We start from the raw sequence: 23716 nt of genomic DNA on the forward strand, positions 1-23716 counted from the left end.
CCGCCATGCTTGCCCGCCGCACTCTCCTCGCCGCCGCCGCCCTGCTGCCCGCCGCCGCACTGGCGCAGGAGGCCGGGTCCACCGCCCGCCCGCTGCGCGTCGGCGTTACAGCCGGACCGCACGCGCAGGTGATGGAGAAGGTGCGGGAGATCGCGGCGCGCGACGGCCTGGCGATCCGCATCGTCGAATTCTCCGACTTCATCCAGCCCAACGCCGCGCTGGCGGCCGGCGACCTCGACGCCAACTCCTACCAGCACCAGCCCTTCCTCGATCAGCAGGTCCGCGACCGCCGCCTGCCGCTGGTCTCCGTCGGCAAGACGATGGTCTTCCCGATGGGCCTCTACTCCCGCCGCCACCGCCAGGCCTCCGCGATTCCCGCCGGCGGCCGCGTCGCCATCCCGAACGACCCGACGAATGGCGGCCGTGCCCTCGTGCTGCTCGCCTCGGCCGGCCTGTTCTCCCTCCGCTCCGGCGCCGACTTCCGGGCGACGGTCGCGGACGTGACCGAAAACCCCCGCCGCCTCCGCATCGTCGAACTCGAAGCCGCCCAGCTCCCCCGCGCGCTGGACGAGGTGGAGGCCGCCGCCATCAACTCCAACTTCGCGCTCCAGGCCGGGCTGAACCCCGTGCGCGACTCGATCGCGATCGAGAGCGCCGAGAGCCCCTACGCCAACCTCATCGCCGTGCGGGACGCTGACCGCACCGCCCCCTGGGTCGCGCGGCTGCTCCGCGCCTACCAGAACGACGAGGTGAAGGGATTCGTCGAGACGACCTTCTCCGGCGCCGTCGTGCCGGCCTTCTGACGGAGAACCGCGATGAACCGCCGCCAGCTCCTGCTCGCCACCTCCGCCCTGTTGCTCGCCAGGCCCGCCCTCGCGCAACCGCGCATTCCCGGCGCCGGGGGCTTCCCGATCCGCGTCGGCGTCACCTCCGGCGTCCACGCCCAGGTCCTCGAGCGCGTCCGCGACGTCCTGGCCCGCGACAACATTCCCGTGCGGATCACCGAGTTCGGCGACTTCATCCAGCCCAACGCGGCGCTGCAGTCGGGCGACCTCGACGCCAACACCTACCAGCACCAGCCCTTCCTCGACGCGCAGAAGCAGCAGCGCGGCTACGACTTCGTGCCCGTTGGCCGCACGGTCCTGACCGCCATGGGCGTCTTCTCCCGCAAGGTGCGGCGGCTGGAGGATCTGCCGAACGGCGCCCGCGTCGCGATCCCAAACGACCCGACGAACGGCGGACGCGCCCTCGTCCTGCTGGCGCGGGCCGGGCTCGTCACCCTCCGCCCCGGTGCCGATTTCCGCGCGACCGTCGCCGACATCACCGCGAACCCCCGGCGCATCCGGATCGTGGAGCTGGAAGCCGCAACGATCACCCGCGCGCTGGACGACGTGGACGCCGCGGCCATCACCGGCAACTACGCCGTGCCCGCCGGCCTGAACCCCGCGCGCGAAGCGCTGGCGGCCGAGACGGCCGCCGAAGCCGCGACGAACCCCTACACCTGCCTCGTCGTCGTGCGCCGCGCCGATGCGGAAGCCCCCTGGGCGAAGCGGCTGGCCGAGGGATACGGCCACCCTGACGTCCGGCGCTTCGTCGAGGAATCCTTCGGCGGGGCCGTCCTCCTGGGCGTCTGACGAATACTTCATCCGGCGTCGCGACCGTTGCACGGCGCCGTGTGGCCTGCGTAACCTCCCAGCAGGTGAGAACCGGGCGCGCCCCGCGGGGGAACGACGAACCGGCCGCCGAGGAGGAGTCGGGGAATGTCCAACGGGAATCTCTCCCGCCGCGGCGCGCTGCGCGCCGGCGCGGGGGTTCTGGCGGCCGGTACGCTCGGTGCGCCCATGGTCCACGCCCAGGGTACGGGCGGCAACCTGCGAATCGCCTTCTGGGATCACTGGGTGCCGGGCGGCAACGACGCGCTCACGACTCTCGCCTCCCGCTGGGGGGAGCAGAACCGCGTCAACGTCGCGCTCGACTTCATCAACACCACGGGCAACCAGCTGCAGCTGACGGCCGCGGCGCAGGCGCAGTCCCGCAACGGGCATGACGCCATCTCGCTCACGCCCTGGGACCCCGGCGCCTATGCCGACCAGCTGGAGCCCTGCGACGACATCATCAACCGGCTTGTCGCGAAGTACGGACCGATCTCGCCGGTCGCCGAGTTCCTCGTCAAGCGCAACGGCGCCTGGCGCGGCGTGCCTGCGACCTCGGGATCCCAGAACAAGCCGGCCTGCGTTCGGCTGGACCTCATGCGGCAGCATGCCGGCCTGGACTTCAAGGCGATGTGGCCCGCCGAGGGCCGCCCGGGGCAGGGCGCCGACAACTGGACCTGGGACACCTTCCTCACCGCCGCCGAGGCCTGCCACAAGGCCGGCGTCTCCTTCGGCCTGCCGATGGGGCAGTTCACCGACGCGGTGGACTGGGTCGGCGCCCTTTTCCTCTCCTACGGCGCCACCATCACGAACGAGAAGGGTGAGCCGACGATCCGCGGCAACCAGAAGCTCCGGCAGGTCGTGGACTACGCCGTCCGCCTCTCCCGCTTCCTGCCGAACGACGTCTGGGCCTGGGACGACGCATCCAACAACCGCGCGCTGATTTCGGGCCGCTCGGCCCTCATCTTCAACCCGCCCTCGGCCTGGGCCGTCGCGAAGCGGGACGCCCCGCAGGTCGCGGAGCAGTGCTGGACGGTGCCGATGCCGCGCGGGCCGGAAGGGCGCTTCATCGCCTACCTTCCCTACACGACGGGCATCTGGAACTTCTCCCGCAACAAGACCGCGGCGAAGGCCTTCCTGGAGTTCATCACCGAGCGCGACAGCGCGGAGGCCACGACGAACAAGTCGTCGGGCTACGACATCCCGCCCTTCGCCTCCATGAGCGACTTCAAGGTCTGGGAAACCGAGGGGCCGCCGGTCGGCACGGTCTTCAACTATCCGCTGAAGCCGCATCACAACGCGCGGCCCTCCATCGCCTTCTCCCCCGCCCCACCGGAGCTGGCGCAGCAGATGTACATCCAGGCGCTGAACACGAAGGTCATCGCCCGCGTCGCGCAGGGCGGCGAGAACATCGAAACCGCCCTGAACTGGCTGGAGCGAGAGATCAACAACATGCGCCGCGGCTGAGACTGGGATGCCGTCGGAGGCGACCCTCGGGAGGGCGGGGACGATCCCCGCCTCCCGTCCGGCGCCGCGCAGCAGCCTGCGCGGCATGGCGCGGCGGAAAAGCACGGTCGCCTTCCTGCTGACCCTGCCGCTGATCGCGGTGATCGGCGGGCTCGTCGTCTGGCCGGCGGGCTTTGCGATCCACCTCGCGACGCTGAACCGGCGGATGACCGCCTTCATCGGCCTGGATAACTTCGACATCCTGCTGGAAAACGACACCTTCCGGCAGGTCATCTTCCAGTCCTGCTTCTTCGCGATCACCGCCGTGATCCTGAAGGCGCTGATCGGCTTCTGGCTGGCGCATATGCTGCACCACATCCCCACCAAGGGGCAGCGGATCTGGCGCGGCATGCTTCTGGTGCCCTGGGTCATCCCGCCCGCGCTCTCGACGCTCGGCTGGTGGTGGATGTTCGAGCCGACCTATTCCTCCATCAACTGGCTGCTCGCGATCTTCGCGGTGCCTGCCGTGCCCTGGCTCGGAGAGCCCTGGTGGGCCCGCATCTCCATCATCATCGTCAATGTCTGGTACGGCGCGCCCTTCTTCATGATCATGTACCTCGCGGCGCTGAAATCCGTGCCGGAAGCCTTGTATGAGGCCGCGGATATCGACGGCGCCTCGTCCTGGCAGCGCCTGCGCTTCATCACGCTGCCGATGATGCAGAACATCATCTCCATCACGGTGCTGTTCAGCCTGATCGTGACCTTCGCGAACTACGACATCGTGCGGGTGCTGACGAACGGCGGGCCGCGGGACCTGACCCACGTCTTCGCCTCCTACGCCTTCCAGGTCGGCATCCTCTCCGGCAACATCCCGCGCGGCGCCGCGGTGTCGCTTTTCATGTTCCCGCTGCTGGCCGTCGTCGCCTTCTTCATGCTGCGCGGCATCAACAAGCGGACGAAGGAGATTGGGGCGTGAGCGCGACGGTCGCCGGCTTCTCCCGCCGCGTCGGGTCACTCCGCGCCGAGCGGCGCTGGGCGCTCTGGAGCGCCTACGTGTCCCTCATCTTCGCCGCGGTCGTCATGCTGACTCCACCGCTCTACATGCTGATGACCGCTCTGAAGCCTTCGGCCGAGATCGCGGACCTCGGCGGCAATCCCTGGATCGTGCGGTCGCCGACGCTCGCGAACTTCGCGGAGATCCTCGGCAATCCGATGTTCCGGGGCTTCTTCTACAACAGCATGAAGGTCACGGTCTGCGTCGTGATCCTGACGATGCTGATCTCGGTCCCCGCGGCCTTCGCGCTGTCACGCATGCGCTTCCCGGGGTCGCAGTTTCTCGCGACCGGCGTGTTCCTGACCTATCTCGTCCCCGACACGCTGCTCTTCATCCCGCTTTACCAGATCGTCGGCAGCCTCGGGCTGCTGAACTCGACCTGGGGGCTGGTGGTGATCTACCCGACGCTGACGGTGCCGTTCTGCACCTGGATCATGATCGGCTACTTCGCCTCGATCCCGAAGGAGTTGGATGAGGCCGCGTTGATCGACGGCGCGGGCTGGCTCCAGATGCTCGCCCGCATCTTCATCCCGGTGGCCCTGCCCGGCATTATCGCAGCCACGATCTTCGCCTTCACCGTATCCTGGGCGGCCTTCGTGTACCCGACGGCCTTCATCACGCGCCCGGACGAGATGCCGCTGACGATCGGCGTGGTGTCGCAGCTTATCCGGGGCGACACCTTCGCCTGGGGCCAACTGATGGCCGGCGCGCTGCTCGCGGCCTTGCCGCCCGTCGTCGTCTATGCGTTCCTCATGGACTACTACGTCGCGGGCCTGACGGCCGGCGCGACCAAGGGATAGGGACGGGAGAGAGGCGTATGGCGCAGGTAACGCTTCGCCGTTTGGTGAAGGAGTACGAAGGCGGGGTGCAGGCGGTGAAGGGGATCGACCTCGACATCGCGGACCATGAATTCGTCGTGCTCGTAGGCCCGTCCGGCTGCGGCAAGTCGACCACGCTGCGCATGATCGCGGGCCTCGAGGACATCTCCGGCGGCGAGGTGCTGATCGGCGGCGCGGTCGTCAACGACGTCCCCCCGCGCGACCGCGACATCGCCATGGTGTTCCAGAACTACGCGCTCTATCCGCACATGACCGTCTACGACAACATGGCCTTCGGCCTGACACTCCGAAAGTTCCCGAAGGCCGAGATCAAGCGCCGCGTGGACGAGGCCGCCCGCATCCTCGACATCGGCGAACTGCTGCTCCGCAAGCCCAAGGCCCTCTCGGGCGGCCAGCGCCAGCGCGTCGCCATGGGCCGCGCCATCGTGCGCGACCCCAAGGTCTTCCTCTTCGACGAGCCGCTGTCCAACCTCGACGCCAAGCTCCGCGTCCAGATGCGCACCGAGATCAAGAAGGTCCACCAGACCGTCCGCACCACGACCGTCTACGTCACCCACGACCAGGTCGAGGCCATGACGCTGGCCGACCGCGTCGTCGTCATGAACGGCGGCGTCATCGAGCAGGTCGGACCCCCGCAGGAGCTCTACCACCACCCGGCCACCCGGTTCGTAGCCTCCTTCATCGGCAGCCCTGCCATGAACCTCATCCCCGCCCGGCTCGAGAACGGCTCAGGCGCCCTCCGCGTCCACCTGCCCGGCGACATCGTCCTGCCCGTGCCCGCCGAGCGCACGGGCCGCTACCAGCCCCATGCAGGCCGCGACATCATCTTCGGCATCCGCCCCGAGCACCTGACGGAGCTGCGCAACCTCGACCGCCCGAACGTCGCCACCCTCTCGGCGACGCCTGAGGTGACCGAGCCGATGGGGATGGAAACGCTGGTGCACTTCCACATGGCCGGTGCCCCGATCTGCGCCCGCGTGGACCCGTCGGCCCCCGCCCAGCCCGGCGTGCCGCTTCCCATGGCCGCCGACATGAACCAGATGCACCTCCTCGACCCCGGGTCGGGACGGGTGCTGTGATCCGGATGTCCCCGCGCGGCCCGCGCGAGGCTAAAGCGCGGTGACGAGGGCGAAGACGCCGTACCAGAGAAGTCCCGACAGGCCGATGATCGTCCACGCCGCCACGGGCAGGGGCAGGCGATCCACCGCCTCGCCGGCAGCGGTGCGGCCCGCTTCGAGGGCCTGCGTACGATCCAGGGGAATATCGGCCAGCATGCTCTGCACCTTTCGCGATGCGGGTATGCCGCCCTTCTAATAAACGTTCGGTTTCCGCACCGGCGAGGTTCCGTCAGGACTTGTCGTCAAGCGTCGGCCCCATCCCGCCCTGGCCGGATTTCCCCAGTCGCCGCCAGGTATGACCGCCGGCCCGCGAACACCCCAGACAGGAAGGAGAGGATGCCGGTCGAACACGCGCCGGGAACGGTGACGCTCCTCGATTCCCGCACTGCCTGGATCCGCCTTGCCGCCGTCGTCGCACTCTCGACGCTCGGCGGCGTCGGCATGTGGTCGGTCGTCGTCGCGCTGCCCCACGTGCAAGCCGAATTCGGCGCGACCCGCGGCGGCGCCTCTCTGCCCTATGCCCTCACGATGCTCGGCTTCGGGGCAGGCGGCATCCTCATGGGCCGACTGGTGGACCGCTACGGCGCCATGCGCCCCCTGCTCGGCGCAACGGTGATGCTCTCGGCCGGCTACTTCGCCGCCGCGGCTGCGCCGGGCCTGACCATCTTCGCCCTGGTGCAAGGCATCATGATCGGCGGCCTCGGCGCCTCGGCGGCCTTCGGGCCGCTCATGGCCGACGCATCCCTCTGGTTCCACCGGCGGCGCGGCATCGCCGTCGCGCTCGCCGCCTCCGGCAACTACCTCGCCGGCGCGGTCTGGCCCCCAGTCCTGACCTGGCTCATCGCCGCCCATGGCTGGCGGACCGCGCACGTGGTGGTGGGCGTTACCCTCCTCGCCACGATGCTCCCCCTGGCGCTGGCCCTCCGCGCCCGCGCCCCGGGCACCCGGGGCGGCGCGGCAGCCGAGGGCGGCGCGCCGGACCACCCGCTCGGCCTCACGCGGAACGCGCTGACGGCCGTGCTCGCCACGGCGGGCGTCGCCTGCTGCGTCGCGATGGCCATGCCGCAGGTCCACATCGTCGCCTACTGCGCCGACCTCGGCTACGGCGTGGCGCGCGGGGCGGAGATGCTCTCCCTCATGCTGGCCTGCGGTATCGCCTCGCGCCTCGCCTCCGGCCTCATCGCGGACCGCATCGGCGGCCTGCGCACGCTGCTGCTCGGCGGCGTGCTCCAGGGCGCCTCCCTCTCGCTCTTCCTCTTCTTCGACGGACTCGCCTCGCTCTACGTCCTCTCCGCCCTCTTCGGGCTGATGCAGGGCGGCATCGTCCCCTCCTACGCCGTCATCATCCGCGAACACTTCCCCGCGCGGGACGTCGGCGCCCGGCTCGGCATCGTTCTGATGGCGACCCTCGTCGGCATGGCGCTCGGCGGCTGGCTCTCAGGCGTCGTCTTCGACCTGACGGGCAGCTACCGCGCGGCCTTCCTGAACGGCGTGGCCTGGAACGCGGCGAACGTCTTCGTCGTCGCGACGCTCCTGCTGCGCCGGGCCCGCCCCGCCCCGGCCTGACGCGTGGCCTGAGGCGCGGCGGTCCCGCCCGCTGGCACGCGGCGCGGCCATCCGCGGCCCGCCCCGACGACAGCTGGGCCGCGGCGGGTGTAGCCTCCCGCGCGCATGGGAAGGGAACGGCACGCGTGACGGATCTGGCAGGGCGGACGGCCTGGGTGACAGGCGCCGGAACGGGCATCGGGCGCGCGGTCGCCATCGCCCTGGCGCGGGAGGGCATGCGCGTCGCCCTCACCGGCCGGCGCGAGGCCCCGCTGCGCGAAACCGCTGACATGCTCGGCCGCGACGACGCGATCGTCCTCCCCGGTGACCTGACGCGCGCGGACGACGTCACGCGCATGGCCGCATCGCTGGGCGACCAAGGCCCCGACATCCTCGTCAACAACGCCGGCGTGAACCTGAAGCGCCGCTACCTCCACCAGCTCGACCCCGACGCGATCCGGATGATGGTGGACGGTAACCTCACCGCGCCCTTCCTGACGACGCATGCCGTCCTGCCCGCGATGCGCGCCCGCGGCGGCGGCCTGATCATCCAGGTCGCCTCCATGGCCGGGAAGTCGGTCTCCTTCCTCTCCGGCCCCGCCTACACCGCGGCGAAGCACGGCCTCGTCGCTCTCTCCGCCGCCGTGAACCTCGAGAACGGGATCCACGGCATCCGCTCCACCTGCATCTGCCCCGGGGAAGTCGCGACGCCGATCCTCGACCTCCGACCGGTGCCGCCGAGCGCGGAGGAACGCGCGCGCATGCTGCAGCCCGAGGATCTCGCGGCGATGGTCGTCTTCGCCGCGAAGATGCCGCCGCATGTCTGCATCAGCGAAATCCTGACCTCCCCGACCTGGAACCGGAACATCGCGCCGCAGGCGCAATCCGTCGCCGCGATCCCCTGAACCCGGCGAATCCCGGCACCGGCCGCATCGGCCGGGCCGTGAAGAGAGGTAGGGGCGGTGCCCGTCATGCGGGCCGTGGCAAGCGGCACCGGGCCTTTGCCACCGGTGGTGGACCGGAAATGCCGCCCTGGGCGCTCCCGTCCCCGGATGCTCAAGGCATCTCCGTGATCCCCGCGCGACCGCCGCGGCGCGCCCCGCAGGCCGCGCGCGCCGCCGAAACGGGCCGCGGATAACCGACCCTCCCCATCGGAAATCGACGGCCACTTCCACTGTGGAAGCGACGGGCGGTGGCGCCCCGCGGCCTGCGCCGGGAAAAGCGCCGCGCCACCACCCGGACGCATGGCTTGACCGACCCGTCGCCCGAGACGCCACCGGCCATTCCCCTGGCCATCCGCGACACCCTCGCCCCGCGCCTCGCCTGCCTCTCGCGCCGCGCCGAGGAGGCGGGCCTGACCGCCGCCCGGGACCTGCTGCGCGCCGTGCGCGACGCCCTGCCCCCCGACCGCACCCCCGACCGCACCCCCGAAAAGCAATGACGCAGCCCCCAGGGCGCTGTCATGCTGTTCTGATGAGCGTCCGGAACGAGGCCCGCGACCGGCGCATCTCCGTCATGGCGGCCGCGGCCGCTCGCGCGCACGCCACCATGCTCCGCCGCAACCTGACGAGCATTCGCCAGGTCGGCCGGCCCTCCGTCAGGTCCCGTGAGGTCGCCTGGGTCGTCATCGAGGCGCTCGATGCCGCCTTCGAGGGACGACCTCTGACGCATAAGGAACTCTCGGCCACCTCCCACGGCGTGATCGGTGCGGCGACGGTCACCCGGGCCGTGGACCGCGCCGTCCAGCGCGGGCTGCTGCGGCGCCTCCGCCACGCCGGCGATGCGCGCCTGACCCTGCTCGTCCCGACCGAGGCCGCCCATGCCTTCCTGACCGGGCGCGCCGAGGCGGCCTATGCCGAGATCCGCGACGTGGTCCTCGCCGCGGAGCGCGCGCTCGGCGCCCTGCCCCCGTAGCCACGCGCACGGCCCCGGCGCATCCTGCCGGACGGCGGCGGGGACGCCCCCGGTCCGACGGGCCCGTGCCCCCGCAGGAGGGGCAGGCCCGCGCGCTCCGGCGTGCCGGCGCCCCAGGGGACAACAAGGGGGAAACGGCATGGCAGAAGTCCTGGACGGCATCCGCATCGGCGCGGACGCGCTGGAATCCTTCGTCGCGCGGATCATGGGCGCTGCCGGCTGCGCGGAAGCGGAGGCGACGCGCGTCGCGAACCACCTCGTCGGCGCCAACCTGCGCGGCCATGACAGCCACGGCGTGGTTCGCGTCCCGCGCTACGTCGAATGGCTCGGCAAGGGCTTCGTCCGCGCCGGCGCCACGGTCGAGATGGTCACCGACGGCGGGTCCTTCGTCCTCCTCGACGGCGGCTTCGGCCTCGGCCAGACCGTCGCGCAACAGGCCGCGCAGCTCGGCATCACCCGCGCGACGGAGAACGGGTCCTGCATCGTCGCGCTGCGCAACGCCGGGCATATCGGCCGCGCCGGCGACTACGCGGAGATGGCGATCGCCGCTGGCCTCGTCTCCGTCCACTTCGTCAACGTCGCGGGCTCCGTCCTTGTCGCGCCCTTCGGGGGCGTGGATCGGCGTTTCTCCACCGCGCCCTTCTCCGTCGGCGTGCCGCTTCCCGGCGAACCCCTGATCCTGGATTTCGCGACGTCCAGCGTCGCCGAAGGCAAGGTCCTCGTCGCCTCCAATGGCGGCAAGCCTCTTCCGCCCGACGCGCTGATCGAGCCGGATGGCCGCCTCTCCGGCGACCCCCACACTCTCTACGGCGAATACCCGCCTGTCGGCCCGCGCGATCCCTCCGCCGGCCCCGGAGCCATCCGTGCCTTCGGCGACCACAAGGGCTCCGGCTTGGCCCTGATGTGCGAGATGCTGGCGGGCTGCCTTACCGGCGGCGGCCCCGCTGGTCCCATCGGCGAACGCGCGCGCATCGCGAACGGGATGCTCTCGATCTACCTCTCCCCGAAGCACTTCGGCACGGAGGAGGAGTTCCACCGCTCCGCCCGCGCCTACGCGGACTGGGTCGCCTCCTCCCGCCCGGCCGAGCCGTCGGAACCGGTACTCCTTCCCGGCCAACCGGAGACGCGCACGATGCAGTCCCGCCTCCGCGAAGGCGTGCCGCTGCCGCACGCGGTGTGGCAGTCCATCGCGGACACGGCGGCAGGGCTGGGCGTGGCGTCCAACGTTCGGGGGTAGCTTCGGCGGCCTTGGAGGACGGCTCTGCCCTCCCCCGAACCGTCACTCGCCAGGCTGGGAAGCACTGCTTCGCAGGCCTCCTGGACCTCAGTCGATGGACCTGATCGTGCTGACCGGAACTCTCCCCGCGCGCTTACGCCGCGTGGAGAGGCCCCGTCACCAATGACGTCGATGGGATGAGGTCCAGGTGACGATTCCCCTGGCGGATGGAGATCCGGAGGAAGGCCGCGCCTTCCCCCGGGAACCACCCGCTCCGGACCAGCCCGCGTCGCGCCCGTCAGGTCCGGCGGCGACGCTCCGCCGCCTCTTCGCGGCGGAGCTGGATGATCGGCTCGAACTGCTCGTGCGTCACGCGGGCGTAGCCGCGGCCGCCGCCACGCTCGACCTGGTTGTAGATGTCCGGATGCGCCGTCGCGAGCGCGAGGTGGAACGCGGAGAAGTCGTCCTTGAAGCCCTGCGGCAGGTCGCGGCGCACGGTCATCGGCCCGTTCAGGATCGGGCGCGACTTCCAGATGATGCGGAGGTCGCGCATGTTCAGCATGCCCTTCTCGACCATCGCGCGGAGGTTGCCGCGGGTGAAGCCCTGGCTCTCCTCGCCCTGGCCCGAAGCCCAGGTGACCGCGCCGTCGTACTGGCGCTGCAGCACCGCGACCACCGCCTGCTCGTGCCCGCCGCCGAACCCCGTGCGGGAGAAGTATTGGTCGAGGTTGAGCCCGGCGCTGCGCAGCTCGGAGCGCGGCACGAGGTAGCCGGAGGTCGAGTTCGGGTCCGCCCAGGCGAGCGACTTTCCGCGCATGCCGTCGAGGCTCGTGATCCCGGAATCCGCGCGCACGACCATGACGGAGATGTAGGAGATCCCGCCATCGGCCTCGCGCGCGACGAAGAGCGGCTCGACGCCGCCATTGGTGTCGAGCCAGGCGCCCGCATAGGCCGCGGCGCCGAGGGACGCGCCCTCGATCTGCCGCGCGGAGAAGGCCTGCATGACGCCGGCATAGTCGGCGGCGGGGAAGAGGCGGACGGGGACGGCGAAGGTGCGCTCCAGCAGTCCGCGATAGGCCTCGTAGCGGCCGAGGCGGTCACCCTCGTTCTCGCCACCCAGCAGCCCGAGGCGAATGGTCTGGACCTGGTCGGCCCAGGGACGGCGCCCCGGCTGAGGCATCGCCACCGGCGCGTCTGCGTTCGTCCCTTGGGCGCGCAGGGCAGCGGGAAGCAGGGGCAGGCCGGCGGCGAGGCCGGCGAGGGTGCGGCGGGTGATCATGATCGAGGAACTCCGTTCGCGCGAGGGCGCGCGCCGCACGCGGGCATATTCGCCCACCGTGATCCTGATTTTACCGTCGCGTGACGGATCGGTGACTCACGCCGGCGCCGCCACCGGCTCCTTCACGCCGCGCAGCGCCGCCTCGGCCTCCGCCTCGAACTGCTCCTCGGTCACTCCGTAGATCTCGCGCACCCGCTCCCCCGTCAGGGCGGCCGGCGGGCCGTCGAAGACGACCTTCCCCGCCTGCATCGCGACGATCCGGTCGCAATAGCGCCGCGCGGTGTCGAGGTGATGAAGGTTCACCAGCACCGTCAACCCGTCCCGCCGGTTCACGTCGCGCAGCGCGTCCATCACCACCTGCGCATTGCGCGGGTCAAGGGATGCGATCGGCTCGTCCGCCAGCATCATCCGCGGTTCCTGCAGCAGGGCGCGTGCGATCGCCACGCGCTGCTGCTGCCCGCCGGACAGCGTATCGGCCCGCTGCAGCGCCTGGTCCGCCAGGTCGAAACGGTCGAGCGCCGCGAGGGCCATCGCCCGTTCCTCCGGCGAGAAGCGGAGGAAGAGGGAGGTCAGCGTCCCCATGAAGCCGGGCCGGTGGTTCAGCCGCCCCACCAGCACGTTCGTCAGCACGTCGAGCCGCTGCACGAGGTTGAACTGCTGGAAGATCATGGCGCAGGCCGTCCGCCAGTCCCGCAGCGCCTTGCCCTTCAGCGTCGTGACGTCCACGCCGTCATGCAGGATCGCGCCCTCGGATGGCTCCGTCAGGCGGTTGACCATCCGCAGCAAGGTGGACTTCCCCGCGCCGGAGCGGCCGATGATGCCGACCATCTGCCCGTCCGGGATGCTCAGCGTCACCCCATCCACCGCCGTGCGCGCCCCGAACCGGCGCGTAAGGTTCCGGATCTCCAGCATGCCCGCCCCGTCTCTTTCCCCGATCCCTAGCCCATGCCGCACGGCAAGGCGACGACAGAACGGTGACGCCTTGCGCCGGCATCGCCGCCCCCGCCAGGATCGAGGCCAAGCAAGAGACGCACCGAGGAACGCCGATGCCCACCCCCCGCCGCCCCCTGCTGGGCGCCGCCCTGGCCCCGCTCGCCTTCCCCGCCGCGGCGCAGGATGCCTACCCCACCCGGCCGATCACGGTGATCACGGGCTACGCGCCGGGCGGGCTCACCGACCTGACGACCCGCTCCATCGCGGAACGCATGCAGCGGGAGCTGGGCCACCCGATCGTCGTGGAGAACCGGACGGGCGGGGCGACTGCCGTCGCCTCCACCGCTGTCGCGGGGGCCCGGCCGGACGGCTACGTGTTGCTGATGGGCGCCTCGTCGCTCGCCATCAACCCGGCGCTGCAGCCGAGCCTGACGCCACGGGACCCCAGGGCGGAACTGCTGCCGGTCGGCTTCGCCTACCGATCCGCCTTCGTGCTGCACGTCCATCCCGGATTGCCGGTCCGCAACGTCGCCGAGCTCATCGCCTGGGCGAAGGCGAACCCGGGGCGGCTGAACTTCGGCTCCTCCGGGACGGGCGCCGTGAACCACCTGGCGCTGGAACTGCTCCGGACCCGGGCGGGGATCGAGGTCGTCCACGTGCCTTACCGCGGCGGCGCCCCCGCGCTGATCGACCTCCGCCAGGGCCGCATCGGGGCCATGTTCCAGGCGGCGCTGGAGGCGATCCCCGCGATCCGCGAAGGGGCGACGCGGCCGCTGGCCGTCTCCGGCCTCGACCGGCTCGCCCTGCTGCCGGACGTCCCGCCCGTGGCGGACACGCTGCCGGGCTTCGACGCGACGTTCTGGCAGGGCCTCTTCGCACCCGTGGGCACGCCGGCGCCCGTCGTCGCGCGGCTGTCGGCGGCGCTGAAGACGGCGACCGACGACCCGGCGCTGCGCGCCCGTATGGCCGAGCAGGGCGTCGCCATCGAAACCGGCGACGCCTCCATGCTCGCCCGCGTGCTGGCCGAGGACACGGAGATGTGGGGCCGCCTGATCCGCGATGCGGGCATCCGCCCGGAGTAGCGGGGCGGGCGCCGCGGCTCAGGCCTCGTGCCAGGGCCGTGTCGGCGCGGACCCGATCCGGGGGCTCCGTTCCCAGGCCCGTTGCGACCGGGAACCCCGACACTGCCCCGCCGCAGCTACCCGGTCCGAATCACGGGGCGAGGGGCAGGTCGTCCCCCGGCAGGGTGTGGGTTCGGCAGAAGGGCAGTGCCGCCCAGCCGGCGGGCGGCCCCGATCAGGCCATCCCGCCGTTGATCGAGATGGTCTGCCCCGTGACGTAGGCCGCGCGGTCCGAGCAGAGGAAGGCGACGAGCTCCGCCACCTCCTCCGGCGTTCCGGCCCGCCGTGCAGGGACCAGGGCGCGCACCTGTTCCTTCGTCAGCACGGCGGCCGTCGCCGGACTCTCGATGATGCCAGGGGCCACCGCGTTCACCGTCACGCCGCGCGGCGCGCATTCGAGGGAGAGCGCGCGCACCGCGCCGATCAGCCCGGCCTTCGCGGCGGCGTAGTTCACCTGCCCCCGGTTCCCCATGATCGCGGAGACGGAGGAGAGAGCGACGATCCGTCCCCGCCGCGTCGCCATCATCGGCAGCAGCAGCGGCTGCACCAGGCGGTAGAAGCCGTTGAGCGACACGTCCAGCACGCGGTCCCATTGCGCGGGCGTCATCGCGGCCATCGGCACGTCGTCATGCGCGCCTGCGTTGTGGATCACGGTCTGGATCGTGCCGCCCTCAACCAAGGCGGCCAGCGCGGTGGCCGTCGCGGCCGCGTCGGTCAGGTCGAAGGCGACGGCTTCGGCGCTGCCACCCTCCGCGCGGATCGCGTCGGCGACCGACGCGGCCCGCGCGGGATCGGTGCTGGCGTGGACGATCACGTGATGGCCGTCGCGCGCGAGCGCGCGGCAGATCGCGGCGCCGATCGGGGATGCGCCGCCGGAGACCACGGCGCGGATCATCCGCAGGGCTCTGCCGGCAGGATGATCGCGGCCTGCCCGTCCAGCAGGGCGCGGCCCGCGGCCGAGACGGTGAAGTCGTACACGAAGCCCGTCGCCTCCATGGACAGCGCGCGGGCCTCGACGCGCAGATCACCGGCCAACTCGTCGAGGCGCGCGACGTGCAGCGCGACGCGACGCAGGCTGGCGAGGTAGCCGGGCGCCTGCGGCCCGCCGCCGCCGGTCAGCGCCCCATGCGCCGCCATCGCCTGCAGCGCGTATTCCACGCCGGCGATGGCGGGCAGGACATCGTCGCGCCGCAGCGGATTGGCAGGATCACGGTGCGATGCCGCGTCGCAGGCGATCGAGGTCGCGTCATGCGACAGCACGTGCCGCAGCAACCCCATCGCACCGTCATGCGGGATCAGGCCCGCGACCCGCACGGGCGTCAGCACGGGATCACGGAGACGGCGAGGGAGCCGCCATCCATCAGCGGCAGCGCCAGCCGCGCGGCCCGGCCCCGCGCCAGCGCTTCCAGCACGGGCAGCAGCCGCGCCGCGGGGTTGCGGGTGGCCACGGGTCCTTGCGGCAGCGCGGCTTCATCGGGCGACGTCTCCACATCCAGGGCGACCCGACCTCCCGGCGCCGGCGTCAGCACCAGCGCAGCTGCGAAGGGGCACCCCGTCGCGCGCACGGAGGCCAGCGGTTCCGTCAGCGGCGCGTCGTAGGCGACGAGGAGCGTCGGCACGCGACGCGCCGCGACGTGCGACGCCGCGGTCAACAGCCCCGTCGCCACCGAATCGTCGTAGCCTCCCACGGAGACGGACGGCCGCGTGGACCCCACCGCGATCCCCCAATACCCCGCCGCGGCGTTGTGGACGGAGTTGTGGAACTGCGTGGGCGAGATCGCCCCGTCCGGACGCGACAATTCCTCAAGGATGGACCCGACCACCTGCCCGTCGCCGTTCGAGGAGGCGAAGACCGTATCCAGCGAGTCCGGCGCCAAGCCGGAGAGCGACGCGGCCTCCGTCCCGACCGCGAGGGCAAGGCGGACGGCCTGGCTCGTCCGCCGCCGTTCCGTCGGCGGCAGGGCGGCAGGGGGCGGCAGGGTCAGCGGCGCGTCTGCCCAGGCTGCTTCGCCGCGTAGCACGGGCAGGCTCGACTCCCAGCCCGGCAGGCCGGGGCCGAGCACCGATGCCGCGGCGACCCACACTCTCAACGGGGAACCCTCAAGCCGCTCGAAGCCCCCGGGTCACGCCCGGCCGATGAGGAGGGCGACGTTGCTCCCCCCGAAGCCGAAGGAGTTGGACAGCACCCGCCGCACCGGCGCCGCGCGGTTCGCCGTCGCGACCTGCATGGAGAAGGACGGGTCCGCTTCCTCCACGCCGAGGCAGCCGGGGATCAGGTCGTCCTCCAGGCAGATCGTCGCGAAGATCGCCTCCAGCGCGCCGGAGGCGCCGAGGGTGTGGCCAGTCCAGCCCTTCGTCGAGGAGACCGGCACGGTGCCGCCGAAAAGGGCGGAGACCGCCCGGTCCTCCATCGCGTCGTTGGCCCGTGTGCCAGTGCCGTGCAGGTTGACGTAGTCCACGTCCTCCACCCGAACGCCCGCGGCATCCAGCGCCCCGCGCATGGCGGTGATGGCGCCGAGGCCTTCCGGATGCGGGGAGGACATGTGGTGCCCGTCGCTGCTGGCGCCCGCACCGAGGATGAGCGGCGCGCCGGCCGGCGCGTCCTCGGGACGCGTCAGCAGCAGCAGCCCCGCCGCCTCGCCGATCGAGATGCCAGTGCGGTCGGCCGCGCAGGGGCGCGTCGGGCCGCTCGAGAGCAGCTCCAGCGCGTTGAAGCCATGCAGCGTCATCCGGCAGAGCGTGTCCACGCCGCCCACCACCACGGCGTCTGCCAGGCCGGCCGCGATCAGGTCCCCCGCCTCGATCACCGTGCGTGCGCCGGAGGTGCAGGCGGTGGACACAGCGATTGCTGGCCCGCGCAGGTTGAGCCGCGCGCGGACGTAGCGCGGCAGGGCGTGCAGGTCGTGGGTATGGGCGAAGTCGAAATCGGCCGGCAGCGCGCCGGCGGCGTCGCGCCGGGCATAGGCGTCCTCGGTCTGTGCGACGCCGGCGGTGGAGGTGCCGAGGACGACGGCGACCCGATGCGCCCCGTGCCGTTCCGCCGCTTCCGTCACCGCCGCTTCGAACCCGTCGCCGCGCAGGGCGAGTTCGGCCAGTCGGTTGTTGCGGCAGTCGTAACGCGCGAGGTGCGGCGGCGGGGCCGCGTCCTCCAGCCCCGCCACGCGACCGACATGGATGTCGGAGCGCAGGTCCGGCATCCCGGCCGGCGCCAGTCCGGTGCGCCGCCCGTGCAGCGCCGCCCGCGTGGCCGCGATGCCGGCGCCGGTCGCGGCGACGGCGGCGCGGGCCGCGATGGCGAGGGGGAAGGTCATCGCCGCAAGATACGGCGTGTTACCGGGCCGGGAAGGGGCGGCTGTCACGCCTTTCGTGATCGCAATGCCACGGCCAGCAGGAAGGCCGCGGCCACGCCGATCGTCACGGTCACCCCGATGCCCCGCAGGACCGGGGTTTCACAGGTCGCGAGCAGGCCGAAGGTCAGCAGGGTCGTCACGGTGCAGTTGAAGACGGCGCCGAGGGTGCGCTCCGCCTCCTCCGGCTCCGCGGGCCGGGTGGCTAGGAAGATGGCGTAGTCCATGCCCACCCCCGCCGTGAGCAACAGGGCCGCGAGGTGGAAAGGCGTCAGGCGTTCGCCCAGCACGGCGAGGCCGGCGAGGGCGATGATCAACGCGCCAAGGATCGGCAGGACCGTCCGAGCCGCCCGCCACGGGCTGTGGAGGCCCAGTGCCAGCAGGCCGAAGACCCCCGCGCCGCCGACCGCGCACCAGGCCAGGGCGCCGCGCGTGGTCGCGGCCACCATCGCCTCCGTCTCCCCCTTCGCGTCCACGAAGAGGATGGCGCGGTCGCCCAGCGCCGACAGGGTCGCGGCGACCTCCGCCGGGTCCCGCGGGCCGGAGAGGAGGGCGAGGCCGCGCCACCCCGCCTCCGTCCGCGCCAGCAGGGGCGACAGGCGCGCGGCGAGGACCGGGGCGCGCGACAGGTCCTCGACGGTCAACGGGGGTAGGGTGCGCGCCTCCTCCACGGCCGCCAGGACGGGGTCGAAGGCGCCGGGGCGGAAGGGCAGGCCGGCGCGCGCCTCCTCGACGCGCGTCCGAAGGGCCGCGGCCTCCGGCAGGGCGGCGGCGCGCGCGGCCTGGGCGGCGGCGGAGGGCAGGTAGCGCGCCGGATGGTCCAGCCTTGCCAGCCGCCCATCGGCCAGCAACGGGGCCAGAGCCCCCGCCAGACGCTCCGACGCGACCAGCACCGCCTCCGCCGTCGGCGCGCGGAGGGCGACGAGGTAGCGGGCGTCGGGCGCCCCCAACTGGCCGCGGAGCTCGGCGTCCAGCCGGCGCGGCGCCTCCGGCACGGGGGAAAGGTTCGCGAGGTCGTCCTCCCATCGCGGCGGGCCGGCGAGGAGGAGCCAGCCGACGGCCAGCGCCAGCGCCGCCAGCGGCAGGGGGCGCACCCCCTCAAGCCCGGCGGTGATCCAGCGGGGCAGGGGCCGCACCGCCCCGCCCGCCGGCAGCAGCGCCGGTAGGACCCAGCGCGTCACCGCGGCGCCGGCGGCCAGCCCCGCCGCGCCGAACAGGCCGAGTTGGGCCAGGCCCGGGAAGCCGGAGGCGACCATCGCCGTCAGTCCCAGCGCCGCCGCCCCGGCCGCCAGCCGCAGGGAGGGCCAGATGCGCCGCGCGGCCTCTGCCGTCGTCTCGCCGGGGCGGCGGCCTGTCAGGAGAAGGATCGGGTAGTCCACGACGACGCCGAGCATCGTGATCCCGAAGCCGAGCGCCGCGCCCTGCACGCGCCCGAAGACGAGCGCGACCGCCAGCGTGCCCGCGATGATGCCGGCAACCAGCGGCACCCCCGCCGCGAGCAGCAGCGTCGGCGAGCGGTAGCGCCACAGCAGGAAGGCCAGCAGCAGCACGCCCGAGAGAAGCGAGACGCGCTGCACGTCCGCCTGTACCGCGGCCGCGGCGGAGGAAGCGAAGACGCCAGGACCCGAGAGCAGCAGCCGTGCTGGTCCGGGACTCGCGGCCGCGTAGGCGTCGCGCACCGCCTGGACCGCCTCCGCCTGCGCTTCGACGTCGAAGCCCGCGGCGTTCGTGCGCGCGACGAGCAGGGCGCGGGGCGGGCCGTTCCCCGCCGCGAACCAGGCACCGCCGCGGACCTGCACCGTGGACCCGCCGAGCCAGCCGTTCAGCAGCGACAGGAAGGCGCCCGACGGATCGGCGAAGCCGTAGCGGGCGAGGATCGGCGAGGCAGCGGAGCGCAGGCCTTCCAGCAATGCCGTCATGCCCCGCCGAAGCGCCGGCCCGTCCAGCGCCGCGTCGGTCAGGGCGTACCGGTAGCGGAAGAGGAGGTCGCGCTCCTCCGCGCCGATGTCCTCGGCGCCGTTGGCGACGAGGGCGAAGCGGCCGGTCGCGCGCAGCGTGTCACCGAGCGCGCGGGACAGGCGGGCCAGGTCCGGCTCCGGCGCGCCCTCGATGCCCATCAGCAGCACGCTCGTCGCCGCGCCGCCGCGGAGTTCGTCGAGCAGGAAGGTCGCGGCGGGGGTGCGGGCGGGGGGAGGAAGTCCGCCATGTCGGTGCGGACCTCGACGACGCGGAAGAGGGCGGCAAGGAGAGCGCCGAGCAGGGCGAGCGCGAGGAGGGGGCGGAGGAGTGCGGTCACGTGCGCGAGCGGCCCCGGGGAGGCTCTGCCTCCCCAGATCCCTCCGTCGGGGGGTGAGCGCACCCCCGGACCCCGCGAACTGCTTAGCGTCCCGGGCTGGTGGACCCCACTTCGGGGGTCCACCAGCCCGGGACATCCAAATAGATCGCGGTCCAGGGGCGCGTTCGCCCCTGGTGGGAGGGGCCGGGAGGGCAAAGCCCTCCCGGGAATCACCCACCCCACCCCTCACGGCAGCGGCGTGACGACCATCGTCGTGGACTCGTTCCCCACCGTCTCCACCCGCCGGATCGTCCCCCCCTCGCCCGAAAAGGTCACGCGCTGCACCGCCGCCCGCGCCGCGAAGGCCCGGGGCGCCAGGCGCAGGGTCCAGGCGGCGGGATTCCCCGAAAACTCCACCTCGAAGTCGCGCTGCAGTGCCGGCAGGTCGCCCGCCAGCACGGCGCGGAGGCCTTCGGCCAGCGGACGCAATTCGGGCGCCGTGCTCAGGGCGAACTCGCGCCGGATGTTCTGCCCTGGGCGCTGGTAGGTCAGGCGCTCGCCCCGGATCGTCAGGATTTCCTCGAAGGGTTCGGTCGTGTGCCGCTCGATGAGGTCCGGCGCCTGCCAGGACAGGACACCGGCAGAGGCCAGCGTACCGCCAAGGCCCGCGATCTCCTTCGCTTCCTCGAACCGCGCGCGCGACACGCGCACGGACGCCAGCGCGCGCATCACCGCGTCCAACGCATCTTGTGCGCGCGCGGCGATCGGCGCGGCCGCGCCGAGCCACAGCAGGACGCGGCGCCTCACGCGTCCCAGAACCGGTTGAAGTTGAACCAGTTGTCGGGATGGGCGCGCGCCACGGCGGACAGCCGTTCGGCGTAGCGCTCGACGGAGCGGCGGATGGATCCCTGGCGGTCGGCGCGGTCCAGCACCAAACGCTCGGCGAAGGGCTCGAAGCGGATCTCGTAGCGGCGGGGGCCGCGGCGGATGCCGAAGGCGAGGAAGACCGGCGCGCCGAGCACGCCCGCCAGGATATGCGGCCCCGCCGGCAGCGAGGCGGGGGCGCCGAGCACGTCCGCGACGACGCTTCGGCAGGCCGGATCATGGGCGCCGATCGCCGGCGCGCGGTCCGCGAGGATGCCGACAAGCCCGCCGCGTTCCAGGCATTCCTTCGCGCGCAGCATCGCATCGGCCTGCCCGATCTGGAGGACCGCCGGCGTGCCGGGGCGGGCATGGCGCGCGAAGAAGGCGTTCGCCGAGGCCGCGCTGGGGTCATGCATCAGGGCCAGGACCTCGACCGGGCAGCCGGCGGCGGCGAGCGCCCGCATCGCCTCGAAGGAGCCGACATGGGCGCCGAGGAGGATGCAGCCCTGTCCCGCCTCGATGCGCGCCTGCAGGGCGTCCAGCCCCGTCACGCGGACCTCGAAGCCCTTCGTGCGGCCCGTCAGGAAGAAAAGGCGGTCCACCAGCGCTGCGGAGAACGCGAAGTACTGCGCCCAGACGTCGCGCCAGCGCGCGGGCCTGCCCCGGGCGCGCGCCTGGAAGGCGAAGGCGTGGCGCCGCTGCGCGGGGGACGACAGCAGGAAGTACAGCGTCACGGGGTAGAGCAGCGCGTGGGAGACGCGCCAGCCACCGAAGCGGGTGATCCACTCCATCAGCCGCAGCGCGGCGGCAGAGCCGCGCTCGCGCGGCGCGCTCCAGGTCGTCGTCGTGCTCACGGCTCGTACTCGCCGGCGAAGGCGCGGGCATCGCCGCAGGATCCCGCGAAGGCGATGCGGCCGCCGGGCGTGCGGCGCAGCGTCAGCGTGACCGTCTCCTCCGGCAGCACGGGGCGGGTGAACTTGGCACTGGCGATGCGCGCCGGCGGCGGCAGGCCGGCGCGCAGCGCGGCGGCAAAGACGCGGTCGAGCAGCACGACGCCCGGCACCACCGGGCGGCCGGGGAAGTGGCCGGGCAGGGAAGGATGCGAGGCCGGCACGGCGAAGCGGTCGGTGACCTCGTTCATGGCGCCTCCTCCCCATGCCCGTCGCGCAGCGCGGCCAGGCGCCGGCGCGACAGCTTGCCCACGGCGTCGCGTGGCAGCGCATCGAGAAGCACGACAGGCCGCGGCAGGAACACTGCCTCGACCCGGTTGCGCAGGGCGGCGACGATCTGCGCCGCCGTGCGCCCCGGCGCGACGACGAAGGCTGCAAGACGGGCAGAAGGGTTGGCGTCGAGGTCGTCGGGCGCGAAGAAGGTACCGTCCTGCACGCCCTCGACCTCGGCCAGCAGCCGGTTCAGGGCGCCGAGCGAGGCGCGCTTGCCCCCGCGCTTCACGAGGTCCGCGCGGCGGCCGAGCAGGCGGAAGGTGCCGTCCGGGGCCAGCGCGACGTTGTCGGCCAGCGGAACCTCCTCCGGCAGGCCGGGGACAGTGACGAGGGTGTCCTCGCCCGCCGCGCGGAACGCGACGCCGTCATAGGGCGTCCAGGCCTCGCCCCCGAGCGTGCGGCGGGAGGCGACGGAGCCGACTTCCGTCGCGCCGTAAATTTCCAGCACGGGGCAGCTCCAGGCCGCTTCCGCCTCGGCGGCCAGCGCGGGGGCGAGCGGCGCGGTCGCGGAGATCACGGCGTCGGGGCGCGCGGACATACCGGCCGCGACGAAGGCGCGGAGTTGCAGCGGCGTGGTGACCAGCACCCGGCGGCGGGACCCCGCGGCGGCGGTCCGGGCAAGGGATTCGGCGACCTCGACGGGGAAGAAGTAGGGGTCGGCCGTGACGGCGGCGTGGCCGTGCAGCGGCAGGGCCATCGTCGTCTCGAAGCCGTACATGTGCTGCGGGGGCACGGTCGCGATGACGGCGGGGGACAGCGACGGGTCGTCCAGCCCGAAGCGCCGCGCCGCGGCTCGCGCCCCGGCGACGAGCGCGCCCCAGGGCTTTTCATGCGCCGCGGGCTCGCCGGTGCTGCCCGACGTGAAGCCGATCGCGGCGATCAGGTCCGCCGGGATCGCCGGATTCGGGCCCCGCCCCACTCCCTCCGACCTCACGCGAACCAGCGGCAGCGGGCCGCGATCCGCGGCCGCGTCGTCGCAGAGGATCGCCGCCGCGGGGTACCGTGCCGCCAGTTCGCGCTGGCGGTGTGCCGAGCGGTCGGCGGACAGCAAGGTCGTGATCCCGCGTGACAGCGCCGCCCCGAAGGCGACGAGGGCGAGGTAGCGGTCGGCGCAGAGGTTCAGGACGCAGGGCACCGCGGGCAACCGGTCCGCGAGCGCCGCGACGTCGCCGAGATAGGCGGCGACGGTCACGCGGGCGTCGCCGCGATGGGCGATGACCGCCCCGCCCTCCCGCGCGACCAGGGGGAAGGTGGGATCAGCCTGCACGTCCCGCCCTTTCCGCGCGCCAGACCGCGCGCACCGTGTCCGTCGGCCAGGCGAAAGCACGCATCATGACGCCGCGCACCACGTGTTCCCCAAGGAAGAGGCAAAGGCAGAGGATCTGGTTCACCACGGCTACGCGCCCCGCCGCCGGACCGCCGGGCAGGAGCGGCGCGAGGCTCGCGAGCGCCATCAGGCCGAGCGCCGCGGCCCAGACAAGCGTCAGCCGCCGCGCATAGGCGTCGGAGGTCGTGGCCCGGGCCGAGGGGTTGTGGCGGTTCCATAGGACGATCAGCGCCTCGCGTCCCGGCAGGAGGCTGCGGCCGAACCACCAGGACGCCGCGGCGAAGCCCACCGCAGGCAGCAGGGCGGGGATGGCGTGCGCCACCGCCGCGGGCTCGAAGGCCGAGAGGAGGAGGATCGGCCCCGCCGCCAGCAGCAGCGCGCGGCGCCCGCGAGGCGGCAGGAAGGATTCGACGGCGAGCAGGACCAGTGCCGTGGCCAGCACGCCGGTCGCCACGGGCGATTCGGCCAGCGCCAGCCCGCCGGTCAAGGCGAGGCCGAGCGCGAGGCGAACGCCGCCGGGCGAGAGGAGGAATGCCGCCGCGCGGGTCACGGCGCCCAGGTGC

At 72.8% G+C, this 23716-nt stretch carries 26 protein-coding genes; 12 read left to right on the plus strand and 14 right to left on the minus strand.

The features are described from left to right. Nucleotides 1–5 precede the first annotated feature (5 nt). From ACE7GA_RS08160 to ACE7GA_RS08185, 6 genes are all read left to right on the plus strand, one after another. On the plus strand, nt 6–803 hold the full coding sequence (locus ACE7GA_RS08160) for a MetQ/NlpA family ABC transporter substrate-binding protein (protein WP_376098190.1): 798 nt from the start codon (nt 6–8) through the stop codon (nt 801–803). Nucleotides 804–815: 12 nt separating this feature from the next. Continuing rightward, nucleotides 816–1634, plus strand: coding sequence for a MetQ/NlpA family ABC transporter substrate-binding protein (locus ACE7GA_RS08165; RefSeq protein ID WP_376098193.1), 819 nt, complete (start codon nt 816–818; stop codon nt 1632–1634). Nucleotides 1635–1760: 126 nt separating this feature from the next. Beyond that, a complete protein-coding gene (locus tag ACE7GA_RS08170; protein ID WP_376098196.1) occupies nt 1761–3119 on the plus strand; it encodes an ABC transporter substrate-binding protein in 1359 nt (452 codons plus the stop codon). A 7-nt stretch (nt 3120–3126) separates the two neighbouring features. Beyond that, the gene (locus ACE7GA_RS08175) at nt 3127–4074 is read left to right on the plus strand and encodes a carbohydrate ABC transporter permease (protein ID WP_376098199.1); all 948 of its coding nucleotides are present in this window, start codon (nt 3127–3129) and stop codon (nt 4072–4074) included. Beyond that, entirely contained in the window at nt 4071–4952 is an 882-nt protein-coding gene (locus ACE7GA_RS08180; RefSeq protein ID WP_376098202.1) for a carbohydrate ABC transporter permease, read from the plus strand. Before ACE7GA_RS08175 ends, ACE7GA_RS08180 begins: the two co-directional genes overlap by 4 nt. A 17-nt stretch (nt 4953–4969) precedes the next feature. Then, on the plus strand, nt 4970–6070 hold the full coding sequence (locus ACE7GA_RS08185) for an ABC transporter ATP-binding protein (protein ID WP_376098205.1): 1101 nt from the start codon (nt 4970–4972) through the stop codon (nt 6068–6070). Between the two features lie 30 nt (nt 6071–6100). Here the strand turns inward: ACE7GA_RS08185 and ACE7GA_RS08190 are convergent, their stop codons facing one another. Beyond that, the gene (locus ACE7GA_RS08190) at nt 6101–6274 is read right to left on the minus strand and encodes a hypothetical protein (RefSeq protein ID WP_376098208.1); all 174 of its coding nucleotides are present in this window, start codon (nt 6272–6274) and stop codon (nt 6101–6103) included. A gap of 171 nt (nt 6275–6445) precedes the next feature. On the opposite strand from ACE7GA_RS08190, the gene ACE7GA_RS08195 reads away from it, so the two are divergent. From ACE7GA_RS08195 to ACE7GA_RS08215, 5 genes are all read left to right on the plus strand, one after another. Beyond that, nucleotides 6446–7675 carry an MFS transporter gene (locus tag ACE7GA_RS08195; protein WP_376098211.1) on the plus strand — a complete coding sequence of 410 codons (1230 nt, stop codon included), beginning with the start codon at nt 6446–6448 and terminating at the stop codon, nt 7673–7675. Nucleotides 7676–7800: 125 nt separating this feature from the next. Next, entirely contained in the window at nt 7801–8559 is a 759-nt protein-coding gene (locus tag ACE7GA_RS08200; protein WP_376098214.1) for an SDR family oxidoreductase, read from the plus strand. A 287-nt stretch (nt 8560–8846) separates the two neighbouring features. Further along, the gene (locus tag ACE7GA_RS08205) at nt 8847–9095 is read left to right on the plus strand and encodes a hypothetical protein (RefSeq protein WP_376098217.1); all 249 of its coding nucleotides are present in this window, start codon (nt 8847–8849) and stop codon (nt 9093–9095) included. A gap of 32 nt (nt 9096–9127) precedes the next feature. After that, nucleotides 9128–9568, plus strand: coding sequence for a hypothetical protein (locus ACE7GA_RS08210; RefSeq protein ID WP_376098220.1), 441 nt, complete (start codon nt 9128–9130; stop codon nt 9566–9568). A gap of 139 nt (nt 9569–9707) precedes the next feature. Then, entirely contained in the window at nt 9708–10805 is a 1098-nt protein-coding gene (locus ACE7GA_RS08215; protein WP_376098223.1) for a malate/lactate/ureidoglycolate dehydrogenase, read from the plus strand. A 277-nt stretch (nt 10806–11082) separates the two neighbouring features. Here the strand turns inward: ACE7GA_RS08215 and phnD are convergent, their stop codons facing one another. Both phnD and phnC read right to left on the minus strand, forming a co-directional pair. Further along, nucleotides 11083–12063: a phosphate/phosphite/phosphonate ABC transporter substrate-binding protein gene (gene phnD / locus ACE7GA_RS08220; protein WP_376098226.1), complete on the minus strand. Its 981-nt coding sequence runs from the start codon at nt 12061–12063 to the stop codon at nt 11083–11085. A gap of 96 nt (nt 12064–12159) precedes the next feature. Then, nucleotides 12160–12975, minus strand: coding sequence for a phosphonate ABC transporter ATP-binding protein (gene phnC, locus ACE7GA_RS08225; RefSeq protein WP_376098229.1), 816 nt, complete (start codon nt 12973–12975; stop codon nt 12160–12162). Nucleotides 12976–13109: 134 nt separating this feature from the next. Between phnC and ACE7GA_RS08230 the strand changes: the two genes are divergently transcribed. Beyond that, nucleotides 13110–14078, plus strand: a complete 969-nt coding sequence (locus tag ACE7GA_RS08230) for a Bug family tripartite tricarboxylate transporter substrate binding protein (protein WP_376098232.1) — start codon at nt 13110–13112, stop codon at nt 14076–14078. Between the two features lie 214 nt (nt 14079–14292). Here the strand turns inward: ACE7GA_RS08230 and fabG are convergent, their stop codons facing one another. From fabG to ACE7GA_RS08285, 11 genes are all read right to left on the minus strand, one after another. Next, a complete protein-coding gene (gene fabG, locus ACE7GA_RS08235) occupies nt 14293–15012 on the minus strand; it encodes a 3-oxoacyl-ACP reductase FabG (protein WP_376098235.1) in 720 nt (239 codons plus the stop codon). After that, entirely contained in the window at nt 15009–15443 is a 435-nt protein-coding gene (locus ACE7GA_RS08240; RefSeq protein ID WP_376098238.1) for a phosphotransferase, read from the minus strand. The genes fabG and ACE7GA_RS08240 overlap by 4 nt, the downstream gene beginning before the upstream one ends. Then, nucleotides 15437–16201 (minus strand): beta-ketoacyl synthase chain length factor, encoded by a 765-nt coding sequence (locus ACE7GA_RS08245; RefSeq protein WP_376100163.1) that lies wholly within the window; start codon nt 16199–16201, stop codon nt 15437–15439. Before ACE7GA_RS08245 ends, ACE7GA_RS08240 begins: the two co-directional genes overlap by 7 nt. 39 nt (nt 16202–16240) lie before the next feature. Further along, nucleotides 16241–17428 (minus strand): beta-ketoacyl-ACP synthase, encoded by a 1188-nt coding sequence (locus ACE7GA_RS08250; RefSeq protein ID WP_376098241.1) that lies wholly within the window; start codon nt 17426–17428, stop codon nt 16241–16243. Nucleotides 17429–17472: 44 nt separating this feature from the next. Then, complete coding sequence (locus ACE7GA_RS08255; protein WP_376100165.1) at nt 17473–19581, minus strand: MMPL family transporter; 2109 nt, start codon at nt 19579–19581, stop codon at nt 17473–17475. Next, on the minus strand, nt 19581–19760 hold the full coding sequence (locus tag ACE7GA_RS08260) for a hypothetical protein (protein WP_376098244.1): 180 nt from the start codon (nt 19758–19760) through the stop codon (nt 19581–19583). Before ACE7GA_RS08260 ends, ACE7GA_RS08255 begins: the two co-directional genes overlap by 1 nt. Before the next feature lie 225 nt (nt 19761–19985). Beyond that, a complete protein-coding gene (locus ACE7GA_RS08265) occupies nt 19986–20546 on the minus strand; it encodes a LolA-related protein (RefSeq protein WP_376098247.1) in 561 nt (186 codons plus the stop codon). After that, nucleotides 20543–21457 carry a hypothetical protein gene (locus tag ACE7GA_RS08270; RefSeq protein WP_376098250.1) on the minus strand — a complete coding sequence of 305 codons (915 nt, stop codon included), beginning with the start codon at nt 21455–21457 and terminating at the stop codon, nt 20543–20545. Before ACE7GA_RS08270 ends, ACE7GA_RS08265 begins: the two co-directional genes overlap by 4 nt. Continuing rightward, the gene (locus ACE7GA_RS08275) at nt 21454–21744 is read right to left on the minus strand and encodes a hypothetical protein (protein ID WP_376098253.1); all 291 of its coding nucleotides are present in this window, start codon (nt 21742–21744) and stop codon (nt 21454–21456) included. Before ACE7GA_RS08275 ends, ACE7GA_RS08270 begins: the two co-directional genes overlap by 4 nt. Continuing rightward, nucleotides 21741–23093, minus strand: coding sequence for an AMP-binding protein (locus tag ACE7GA_RS08280; protein ID WP_376098256.1), 1353 nt, complete (start codon nt 23091–23093; stop codon nt 21741–21743). The genes ACE7GA_RS08275 and ACE7GA_RS08280 overlap by 4 nt, the downstream gene beginning before the upstream one ends. After that, nucleotides 23083–23703 (minus strand): hypothetical protein, encoded by a 621-nt coding sequence (locus ACE7GA_RS08285; protein WP_376098259.1) that lies wholly within the window; start codon nt 23701–23703, stop codon nt 23083–23085. The genes ACE7GA_RS08280 and ACE7GA_RS08285 overlap by 11 nt, the downstream gene beginning before the upstream one ends. Between the last annotated feature and the right edge of the window lie 13 nt (nt 23704–23716).

It is taken from the genome of Roseomonas sp. CCTCC AB2023176 (genome assembly GCF_042259275.1).
Taxonomy (GTDB): Bacteria; Pseudomonadota; Alphaproteobacteria; order Acetobacterales; family Acetobacteraceae; genus Roseomonas.

Excerpts from the sequence above, each read along its gene's own strand:
- ACE7GA_RS08160 (WP_376098190.1), top strand. The coding sequence starts at position 6 with ATGCTTGCCCGCCGCACTCTCCTCGCCGCCGCCGCCCTGCTGCCCGCC.
- ACE7GA_RS08165 (WP_376098193.1), top strand. The coding sequence starts at position 816 with ATGAACCGCCGCCAGCTCCTGCTCGCCACCTCCGCCCTGTTGCTCGCC.
- ACE7GA_RS08170 (WP_376098196.1), top strand. The coding sequence starts at position 1,761 with ATGTCCAACGGGAATCTCTCCCGCCGCGGCGCGCTGCGCGCCGGCGCG.
- ACE7GA_RS08175 (WP_376098199.1), top strand. The coding sequence starts at position 3,127 with ATGCCGTCGGAGGCGACCCTCGGGAGGGCGGGGACGATCCCCGCCTCC.
- ACE7GA_RS08185 (WP_376098205.1), top strand. The coding sequence starts at position 4,970 with ATGGCGCAGGTAACGCTTCGCCGTTTGGTGAAGGAGTACGAAGGCGGG.
- ACE7GA_RS08195 (WP_376098211.1), top strand. The coding sequence starts at position 6,446 with ATGCCGGTCGAACACGCGCCGGGAACGGTGACGCTCCTCGATTCCCGC.
- ACE7GA_RS08210 (WP_376098220.1), top strand. The coding sequence starts at position 9,128 with ATGAGCGTCCGGAACGAGGCCCGCGACCGGCGCATCTCCGTCATGGCG.
- ACE7GA_RS08215 (WP_376098223.1), top strand. The coding sequence starts at position 9,708 with ATGGCAGAAGTCCTGGACGGCATCCGCATCGGCGCGGACGCGCTGGAA.
- phnD (WP_376098226.1), bottom strand. The coding sequence starts at position 12,063 with ATGATCACCCGCCGCACCCTCGCCGGCCTCGCCGCCGGCCTGCCCCTG.
- phnC (WP_376098229.1), bottom strand. The coding sequence starts at position 12,975 with ATGCTGGAGATCCGGAACCTTACGCGCCGGTTCGGGGCGCGCACGGCG.
- ACE7GA_RS08230 (WP_376098232.1), top strand. The coding sequence starts at position 13,110 with ATGCCCACCCCCCGCCGCCCCCTGCTGGGCGCCGCCCTGGCCCCGCTC.
- fabG (WP_376098235.1), bottom strand. The coding sequence starts at position 15,012 with ATGATCCGCGCCGTGGTCTCCGGCGGCGCATCCCCGATCGGCGCCGCG.
- ACE7GA_RS08250 (WP_376098241.1), bottom strand. The coding sequence starts at position 17,428 with ATGACCTTCCCCCTCGCCATCGCGGCCCGCGCCGCCGTCGCCGCGACC.
- ACE7GA_RS08255 (WP_376100165.1), bottom strand. The coding sequence starts at position 19,581 with ATGGGCATCGAGGGCGCGCCGGAGCCGGACCTGGCCCGCCTGTCCCGC.
- ACE7GA_RS08275 (WP_376098253.1), bottom strand. The coding sequence starts at position 21,744 with ATGAACGAGGTCACCGACCGCTTCGCCGTGCCGGCCTCGCATCCTTCC.